Annotated in this window: 7 protein-coding genes; all 7 read right to left on the bottom strand. The window is 35.6% G+C overall.

What is annotated here, in order from left to right:
- Window positions 1-51: 51 nt before the first annotated feature.
- The 7 genes from IQ228_RS14080 to IQ228_RS14050 all read right to left on the bottom strand — a co-directional run bounded on the left by IQ228_RS14080 (window position 52) and on the right by IQ228_RS14050 (window position 8,684).
- Complete coding sequence (locus IQ228_RS14080) at window positions 52-1,308, bottom strand: glycosyltransferase (protein WP_193963229.1); 1,257 nt, start codon at window positions 1,306-1,308, stop codon at window positions 52-54.
- A 410-nt stretch (window positions 1,309-1,718) separates the two neighbouring features.
- A complete protein-coding gene (locus tag IQ228_RS14075; RefSeq protein WP_027403724.1) occupies window positions 1,719-2,978 on the bottom strand; it encodes a glycosyltransferase family 2 protein in 1,260 nt (419 codons plus the stop codon).
- Between the two features lie 86 nt (window positions 2,979-3,064).
- A complete protein-coding gene (locus IQ228_RS14070; RefSeq protein ID WP_027403725.1) occupies window positions 3,065-3,532 on the bottom strand; it encodes a DUF2141 domain-containing protein in 468 nt (155 codons plus the stop codon).
- Window positions 3,533-3,871: 339 nt separating this feature from the next.
- Window positions 3,872-4,834, bottom strand: a complete 963-nt coding sequence (locus IQ228_RS14065) for a glycosyltransferase family 2 protein (protein ID WP_027403726.1) — start codon at window positions 4,832-4,834, stop codon at window positions 3,872-3,874.
- A 24-nt stretch (window positions 4,835-4,858) separates the two neighbouring features.
- Window positions 4,859-5,863: an NAD(P)-dependent oxidoreductase gene (locus tag IQ228_RS14060; protein ID WP_193963227.1), complete on the bottom strand. Its 1,005-nt coding sequence runs from the start codon at window positions 5,861-5,863 to the stop codon at window positions 4,859-4,861.
- Between the two features lie 195 nt (window positions 5,864-6,058).
- Window positions 6,059-7,237 carry an ABC transporter permease DevC gene (gene devC, locus IQ228_RS14055; RefSeq protein ID WP_027403728.1) on the bottom strand — a complete coding sequence of 393 codons (1,179 nt, stop codon included), beginning with the start codon at window positions 7,235-7,237 and terminating at the stop codon, window positions 6,059-6,061.
- 235 nt (window positions 7,238-7,472) lie between these two features.
- The gene (locus IQ228_RS14050) at window positions 7,473-8,684 is read right to left on the bottom strand and encodes an ABC exporter membrane fusion protein (protein WP_027403729.1); all 1,212 of its coding nucleotides are present in this window, start codon (window positions 8,682-8,684) and stop codon (window positions 7,473-7,475) included.
- Window positions 8,685-9,225 lie beyond the last annotated feature (541 nt).

The raw sequence follows: 9,225 nt of genomic DNA, 5'->3' as shown, positions 1-9,225 counted from the left end.
TAAGAGACAGCCCCTACCCCCTTCTCCCGTCATTTTCGGGTTGAAAGACTACTAGATATCTACCTGGCGACGGATATTAACCAATTCGTAAAGCTTATTTTCAAACTTTTGGGTACAAGCTGACCAATCAAATTCTAGAATCGAGGGACGTGCTTGTGCAGTCAATTGATTTTTAAGATTAGGATCTTCGAGTATGGTAATTACCTTTTGAGCAAAGTCTTCAGGGCTATTAGGTGCGGCTAAAAAACCATTTACTCCAGAAATAACCTGTTCAGCGGTTGAAGGGGCAACAACAGCCACTACGGGAGTTCCAGAAGCTAAGGCTTCGTTGGTTGTGGTACAGAAATTTTCGGTGACAGAAGGGTTGACAAATATATCTGCTTTTGCAAACCAACCTAAAAGTTCTTTCCCATGGGATTCACCCCAAATTGTGACACCATTGGGGAATTTTTCGGCACGACGGCTAATTTCTGCATCTAGGGGACCGCTACCGACAATTACTAAATGGACATCGGGAATTTTGGCAGCAATGAGGGGATAAATATCTAAAAGTTGATTGACATTTTTTTCTGGGGTAATACGTCCCACAAATAAAATAGTTGGACGTTTATCATCAGGAATTGGATCATAACAAATATTGCGAGGGTGAAATTTTTCGCAATCAATTCCTTGATAGGGTAAGTATTCGCTGCGTTGCGCTTTTAGTTTTTGGTATTTAGTTAATTGTTCGCGGGAAGAGAATAAACTTAAATCATAAGTTTCACTAAATTGTTTAACTAAAAGTGGGAGAAGGGGACGAACTAGGTTAAAGAATGTATTTCCAAAATAATATTGGATATAGGCAATGATATCTGTATGGAAAATTGAAATAATGGGTGTTTTGGTTTTTTTGGCATATTGTACTCCCACGGAACGCCCATAACCTTGTAGGAAGCCAGAATATAAACCTCTCATTTGTGGGGCTTCTTCAACAACAATAATATCGGGTTGAAAGTGATTAAGTAGTTTTGTATCACTCCAATGACGATGGTTTAATGGTTGGGGTAAAGATTTATAAAATATCAGTGGTTCTGTCGGAAATGAATAGGAGGAAAAATTAATAAATGTTTCTAGTTCTTCTATTCCCGACATGGGACGATTTCCCACTTGGTTAGGATATTTATTATTGATTTCTGGGTGAACTAGAAAAACTTCATGTCCTTGTTTTAATAGCCAGTGAACTCGTTGATGAACGGCGACAGAAACTCCGGTTAAAAATGGGGCATATAATCCTGTAAATAAGGCGATACGAAGAGGTTTATTTTTCATGACTTTGAGGAAATATTTTTTGCAAAAATAGATTACTGATGCGCTGGTTTATAATAATTGTTGAATTGGGAATTTTAGATATTGAAGTGAAATAAAAAATCTAAAATTTCCCTATTCTCTTGCATAAATAAGTAGGTTGGCGTTGAAAATTGTCGTTATAAGTAGTGAGACAGAATTAATTACACAATGTCATTGCGTTAGCGTTGCGTGGCGTTAGCCATAGGGAACGAAGTGAAATGAAGCAGTTCGCCAGGGTTGTGATTGCTTCCCTTCGCTCGCAATGACTGTAAATATTTTTGTCCAATTACTTAGCAAGGCAATAGGCAAGAGTGAAGAGGGTTTGGGCGGTTTTACGTTTCTTTACACAGTTTGGTTTTATTGTGTTCACCTATTTAGCCGAGCAATATTATTTAAAGAGATGCTTTGGGATCAATTGGTTGATCTAGCCATTGGTAAGGACGATATTCAATTAACCGAATATTTTCACGCCCTTTAATGCGATAAGTAAGTCCACGCCAAGTAATTGTTGATACCCACAAAGAAGATAATATTGTTAACCCGTAAACCCATTGTGTTAGGGGAATAACTATCAACATTTTTAGGATGATTAAAGGCGATAATTTGGGTATTTTTTCACCTTGATTGTGCAGCACTTTATGTATGCCAAATTCCATCAAGAGTATTAGTAAGACTAAGCCAATGGTATAGGAAATATAGGCGGAAAATAGCAAGGCGGCTGCGTCCCATTGAGCCTCAATCAATAGCTGAAAAATAACGATGATGACTGCATTGGGGACGATGATACTAGAATATGCTTCACTGATTATGGCTAACCACCGGGGATGATAAAGTTTAGAACCAATTATTAACCTTTTTAATGATTCTAGTAAGTTACGTAGACTACTTTCTTCCCGATTTAGCATCAATAAAGAAGGAATAAATTTGATTTGTAACTTTTCTTGCTTGATAAGTTTATGGAGAAGCATATCATCTGTTAATACTTCTCCCCACTTATCTAAAAGGTTGATGCGGTTTAATACTTCTGTTTTGATTGCTAATGTTCCACCCCAGGGAATTTGAAAGAGAAACATTTGCACTACAGTGGAAACGTTACCAGAGTAGCGAACTAATGAACCCCAATAATTACCTGTGGGAAGATACCAACGATTTCCTGTGGTGAGTCCAACCTGATCATCAATAAGGGGGGTAACTAATTCTCGTAACCAATTAGGATGAGCTACGGTATCAGCATCTATAAAAGCTATAATTGGATAGGCATTATCCAAATCAGAAACAGCTTGAACTAAGGAACTGCATTTAAGGCTACAATTATGACGAACTGCTCTTAATGTGCTAATTTCAACGTTGGTTGCACCTAGTTGATTGATTGTTTCGGTGGCAATTTTCAAAGCTGGATCTTCTTTACTGTCAATGATCAGCTTTAAATCGTATTCTGGGTAGTTTTGTTGTAAGAGCGATCGCAAACAATTAGGTAAAAAAGGATCAGCACCCCTTAAACAGAGGATTACTGCCGTTTTTGGTAATTGTTCATCTGGTAATGACTTGGGTTTGTGTGAACGTAAATACCATAAAAATACTAACGTTAAACAAGTTTGAATTACCAGCCAGCCGAACAAAGACTTAGATAGAAATATCATAAAGTCTGGCATTATTTCTATAGTCTTAGAAGGGAGTTATTAGGGGCGGGATTTCCCCGCCCAATAGTCAGAAATGAGGAATTATGTCTAATTCCCAGTTAGGGATCAAGAGAATACTTGAGAAAGATATTAATGGTAGTATTCTTGTCAACTTTGAAGCTGGAATTATTGAACGTAGGTGAGCCAGTGCTGATAGAAACAGTAGGATTTTTAGAAATGCCAAAGCCTTCTTGAGGAATTCCGAAAAAGTCTTTATTGAGTTTGCGATCGCCATTTTGATCATCAACTACAGCTACAGCATAAGTTCCAGGTTTTAATCCAGAAAATACCCGCTTTATAGAACTACCTGTAATTTTAGTACAACCACTTTTAACTTCACTTTTAGCATTATTAGGAAATCCTTTTTCAGAGTTATAAACTCTCATACAAATTTCCCCAGTTTTGTTGGTAATACCATTAACAACCACAGTTAAAGATGCTGTTGATTCAGCATAGGCCACATCTGTGAAGCTAACAGTTAGTAAAGTAGCAAGAAAGAAATTACTAACTTGGAATATTTTCAACATAGATCAATATTTCACCCGTAATAAGTTTGGAGTAATTTAATAGTAGCTTTCTACTAAGTAGTGAGACAGAATTAATTACACAGTGTTATTGCGTTAGCCTATGGAAGGAAGTGAAATGAAGCAATTGCCAGGGTTGTGATTGCTTCCCTTCGCTCGCAATGACTAGGGTTGTGATTGCTTCCCTTCGCTCGCAATGACTAGTACACTGCGGCGTAAGTGAATGAACCATTCTAAATCCTCCAAAAGCCTATACTGTCTTCATTTTGACTTTTGACTTTTGACTTCCGCCTTGTGGTACTAGGGTTGTGTTCTCCGATGAATTGCTAATATTGCTATAGTTCAGGTTTGATAACTAAACTTACGCAGAAACAACATTTTGGCAGCCATTAAGAAATCTTTCACCAATAACCATTCTGTACCTGATAGCTTTTTAGCGATGCTGATATGGCACAAAATTTGCTCATACCAACTAAGTTGACTATGATGAATAGAAACCCAATATTCCTGTAGAATTCGCCAATGAGGTAACAATATTTTTCCCTTATTCGTTGAATCAAACCAGACTGCATAATCATAAAAATTAGGCAACATATTCAATGAATACTGGGGATTATTTTGATTAAATGACAAATAATCAGGAAAGAACATACTCAGGGATTGTTGAGGATGGATTCTGGCAAAGAATAGATATTCGGGAATTTCATAAAATTTTCCCAGCATCCCTAGCCTTAATAATAAAATTCCATCTGCATTCCCATAACCACCCATAGGAGGTATTTGTCTTAATGCACTACTGCGAATAACTCCGTAAATTTGATAACACAAATGTTTAGTTAGTAATTCATGAAATCTTTGATGAGCTTTTAGAGAATTAGTATTGAGTTTAATGTCATAATTTTGGATAAATTCTCCCTGCTCATCAATAAAATATGTGTGGGAGTGACATAAAATGTATGTTGGATCTTTTTCCAATACATCCATACATTTCTCAATAAAATCGGGGGCGTGCAAATCATCATAAGCAGCCCATTTAAAATACTCACTGTGAGATAATTCAAAAACACGATTGAAATTACAAGCACAACCAATATTAGTTTCATTACGATAGTAACGAATCCGTTGATCTTGGGCTGCATAAGTCCTACAAATAGCCTCAGTATTATCTGTAGATGCGTTATCCGAGATAATTAACTCAAAATCAGAAAATGTCTGTGCTAATAGCGAATCTAGGCATTTTTCAAGAAATTTCTCCCCATTATATACAGGTAATCCAATACTTAACTTTGGTTGAGAGTTATTCATGCACAAATTCCTAAAATCTAGGTATTATTTAATTAATTTTTGAAGGTCAGTTTTTTGCAACCATTCATGAGTGCGGCGCATTCCTTCCGTTAAATCAACCTTAGCTTGGTAATTCAAAACACTTTCTGCTTTAGCAATAGAATAGGCATAGGGACGACTCATAAAATCAACTGATTCTGGGAGAATATCCGCCTTTTTCCGAAATAGTTTTTGCCCCTGAAGACGCACTTTTAGAAATAATTTCATTTCCTCTTTAGGTAAAGACATTGGCGCTGGTAAATTTTCCAATGAGGCTAAATGAATAAAATACTCCTTCCAAGAAGTTTCTTTACCATCAGTAATATTAAAAACCTCTCCATAAGCCGATTTTTCTATAGCTAAAAAGATGGCATCAATTAAGTTATCTACATATAGATGATTCATTACACCCTTGCCTTCATTAGCATAGGCAAATAATTTTTGTCTCATCATCTGAATCGGGCGGACAATCCAAGGCAGACTTCCTGGACCATAAACATCACCAGCCCGAATCACAATTACTCCAAATTCTGGAGCATTATTGAGTTTTAAAACTTCGATTTCCGCCTCAATTTTTGTTTGACAATAAGCATTATTTTCCCCAGACAGCACACCTGATTCTGTGATTTTATCTGAGTAATCAAATCCATATACTAAGGCGGTCGAAAGATGAACAAATGTCTTCACACCAGCTTGTTTAGCAGCCTTAGCAATGGTTACAGTACCGCTGACATTTATTTCTCTAAAATGCTTAATATCCCCGGCTTCTTCGGCAAATTGAGCGTTATGTAAAACTATATCTACTCCCTGACAAGCTTTCGAGCAAATTGCCGGGTCAGTGATATTACCGACAAAAATTTCTACGCCTAATTTTTGGAATGTTTGATCTTTAACTGGAGAACTTTGAATACCTTTAACCTTCATACCTTGCGCTACAGCTAATTCGGCTGCACGTAAGCCAATAAATTCATCAATTCCAGTAATTAGCAGAGTTTTATTTTGTAAGTTCATGGGAATGTAGATAAGTGTTCGGTAATGAAAAAGTTATACAATCTAAGTTGAAAAATTGCGATTAAATGCAACTACGAACTATTGTATTTGCAAAAGAATTTTACCGTTGTGAATAACATTAAACTTCTATCTTTAGTTGGTGTTAATTTGCTAAATATTTAGCAGAAGTTGATTAATTTAAGATGCAACAAATTCTTAGAAACTATCAGCCGGATCAGCAGAACGAAGTTTATTAATAGCTAACGCTCCAGAGGTAATGCAAATTAAGACTGTAGATACTAGAACAAGTAAGGCATTATTACTTGTCATCATGATGGGTAATTTAGTTACCTTCATGGCAAAATCATATAAACCAATAGAAACAATAAAACCAGGAATGTAACCTAATAAGGCCAAGATTATTGCTTGTTGAAAAACCACATTCAATAAATATCCATTAGCATAACCAATAGCTTTTAAAGTTGCATAGGCAATAAATTGAGTAGCAATATTGCTATACAGAATTTGATAAACAATTACCACACCCACAACAGAAGCCATGATGAGCATCAGGTTAAGAATAAAACCAATGGGGGTTCTAACTGACCAATATTGTCTTTCAAAAGCGACAAATTCTTGGCGAGTAAATATTTGAACATCCTTTGGTAAATTGGCTTTTAAATTTGCTAAAACCCGGTTTATATCTGCACCATCTTTGAGTTTAATCACTCCCATATCTATTTTTTCAACTGGGCGGCTATTAGGGTTGATTCTTAAAAAGGTTGAATCACTCACAATTAAATTACCATCAACACCAAAGGACGGTCCTAAACTAAATAAACCACCTACTCTCACTCGATAACCTTTGACAGCATCAAAGGGAAAGATTTCAATTGCTTGTTTAATATTTCCTTGATTAAATAATTCTGCTATTGGTCCAAATTCTGGACGGGCATCTCTATCAAAGAGCATAACATCAGGAATTTTGAGTTTATCCAAATTTTGCTGGACTTCTGGAATATCTAGCACGGATTTTCCAGGGTCAAAACCGATGACATAAATTGAATATTTCTCACCGCTGATAGGATTCTTTAATTTTGCAAATTGCAAATAAATTGAACTGACGGAATCCACGCCATCAAAACCTAAAGTTTGGTATAATCGAGTCCGAGAAAAACTTTGAATTGCTGTCAAAGATTTATATTGAGAACTAACTAAAAATAAATCACCGTGCAATCGTTGATGTAGTGCTGTGGCGCTAGAATATAGTGCATCTTGGAAACCAAGCTGGATGAACATTAACAGGACAATGAAGCCAATTCCGGCTACAGCTATGACAAAACGAAGTTTCTGTTGGGCAAGTTGTAGCCACCCTAAAGGAATTTTGATATTCATATTATTTGTTAGTTGTTAGTTGTTATTTGTCAGTTGTTATTTGTCAGTTGTTATTTGTCAGTTGTTATTTGTCAGTTGTCAGTTGTCAGTTGTCAGTTGTTAGTTGTCAGTTGTCAGTTGTCAGTTTTAGAAAATAACTAATAACTAATAACCAATAACTAATAACCAATAACCAATGACCAATAACCAATAACCAATAACCAATAACCAATAACCAATGACCAATGACCAATGACTAAATCTGGATAGCAACATCAACTTGTAAGTTAGTTAAGCGAGATATTTTTTGACTATCGGTGGAATCATCAATAGATATTTTGACTTCAATTACTCTCCGGTCTGCGTCAGAATTGGGATTAATACTAAAGATGCCTTGTTTATCAACTTGCCAACCAACTTCTCTAACAGTTCCTTGTAATTTTCCAGGAAATGTAGTGCTGGTAATGATAGCTTTTTGTCCAAGTCGAACATTTTGAATATCGGTTTGATATACTTCTGCTAGAACCTGCATTTTTGACGTATTACCGATTTCTGCAAAACCAGAAGTACCAATCACTTCGCCATTTTTGGTGTGAATTCTTAAAATTGTGCCGTCTATAGTAGAAGTAATATAAGTTAAATCATGGTCAGCTTTTGCTTGTTTAATTGCAGTTTCTGCACTTTTAACTTCAGTTTTTGCTAACTCTACATCTACAGTCCTGACTTCTTTAATACTATTAAGTTTGAATTTTCCTTCTTTAAGTTGATCTTGTAATGTGTCTTTTGTGCGTTTGAGAGTAGCTTCGGCTTCTTTTAACTGCTGTTGTGTGGTTTTGAGAACTAACTTTTTACTATCAGCAACAGAAGCAGAAACAGCACCAGCTTTTGATAATTGTTGATATCTGTCGCTCTCTTTTTGTGCATTCTCAACTTCAGCCCGAATGCGGTTGATTGTCGCTGTTTGAGCCGCAACGTCTCCTTTTAATTGGGAATTTAATCTAGTAATTGCAGTTTTTTGAGCATTGATATCTCCAGTTTTTGCTCCAGCTTGTACCTGTGCAAGTTTGGTTCTGGCAATTAATAATTTATCAAATGCTTGTTGGATAGCTGCTTGAGAACGAGCATAGTTTTCTAGATAGGCTAATACTTGTCCTTTTTTAACATTATCTCCTTCCTTTACCAATAATTTTTCTACGCGAACACCATTGACAGAATTAGGAGCAGATAAATAAGTAATTTTATCTTGTGGTTGTAATCTTCCTAAAGCAGTTACGGCAACTTTAACAGGCGTGGGTTGAGATTTAATAACGGAACTAACAGCAGGAGTTTGAGTTTGAGAATTGGTCTTTAATTGATGGAAAATGTATAAAGATACTAAACCTGTAGAGAAAGTTAGAGAAGTTGCCAGAATTATTCTCCATTTTAATGGAGTCAGGTTGAATAGTTGGCGTTCTTTATTTACTGCCATATTTTTATTCCAATGGTATTATTTCGGAAAAATACTTGTCACTCAATTTTGGATTGACTCCAACCTAAAGTGTAGAAGCTCAAAAATTTTAGATTTGGGATTGACGATTGGGGACTTGTACCAAATTTTTTTAACCTAAAATCTAAAATTCCTGGTCATGTTTATAGACTTATTCTCTGTTGCTGTTAGATCAGAGATATGTCTAATTATTTATGTATGAATTGTTATCAGCATTTTAGCTGTTATAAATACCCAAATTAGCGGTTTTTTACTTACAATTATCTATGGCTAATGCCACGCTATGCTATCAATTTTATGTTGAGTTGCCATTTGATTAAGTAGCCTAAAATACGATAGCTTTAAGGAGAAATAAAAATCTGCACTGCCCAAGTTGTGATGATGCTAATAACTTAGGTAAATCAATAAACTTACCTGTGATTATCCCAAATAACTTGGATATTGTCAACTAAATTTAGCCGTTTTTATCAAGAAAATCTTTGACTAGATACTATATTTAATTACTCATGAATTAATTTAAAAA

Source organism: Dolichospermum sp. LEGE 00246 (assembly GCF_015207865.1).
Lineage (GTDB): Bacteria > Cyanobacteriota > Cyanobacteriia > Cyanobacteriales > Nostocaceae > Dolichospermum > Dolichospermum heterosporum.
Note: the sequence above shows the minus strand (reverse complement) of the source record. Positions and strands in the feature narration are given on the sequence as shown.

Excerpts from the sequence above, each read along its gene's own strand:
- devC (WP_027403728.1), bottom strand. The coding sequence starts at position 7,237 with ATGAATATCAAAATTCCTTTAGGGTGGCTACAACTTGCCCAACAGAAA.
- IQ228_RS14065 (WP_027403726.1), bottom strand. The coding sequence starts at position 4,834 with ATGAATAACTCTCAACCAAAGTTAAGTATTGGATTACCTGTATATAAT.
- IQ228_RS14050 (WP_027403729.1), bottom strand. The coding sequence starts at position 8,684 with ATGGCAGTAAATAAAGAACGCCAACTATTCAACCTGACTCCATTAAAA.
- IQ228_RS14060 (WP_193963227.1), bottom strand. The coding sequence starts at position 5,863 with ATGAACTTACAAAATAAAACTCTGCTAATTACTGGAATTGATGAATTT.
- IQ228_RS14070 (WP_027403725.1), bottom strand. The coding sequence starts at position 3,532 with ATGTTGAAAATATTCCAAGTTAGTAATTTCTTTCTTGCTACTTTACTA.
- IQ228_RS14075 (WP_027403724.1), bottom strand. The coding sequence starts at position 2,978 with ATGCCAGACTTTATGATATTTCTATCTAAGTCTTTGTTCGGCTGGCTG.
- IQ228_RS14080 (WP_193963229.1), bottom strand. The coding sequence starts at position 1,308 with ATGAAAAATAAACCTCTTCGTATCGCCTTATTTACAGGATTATATGCC.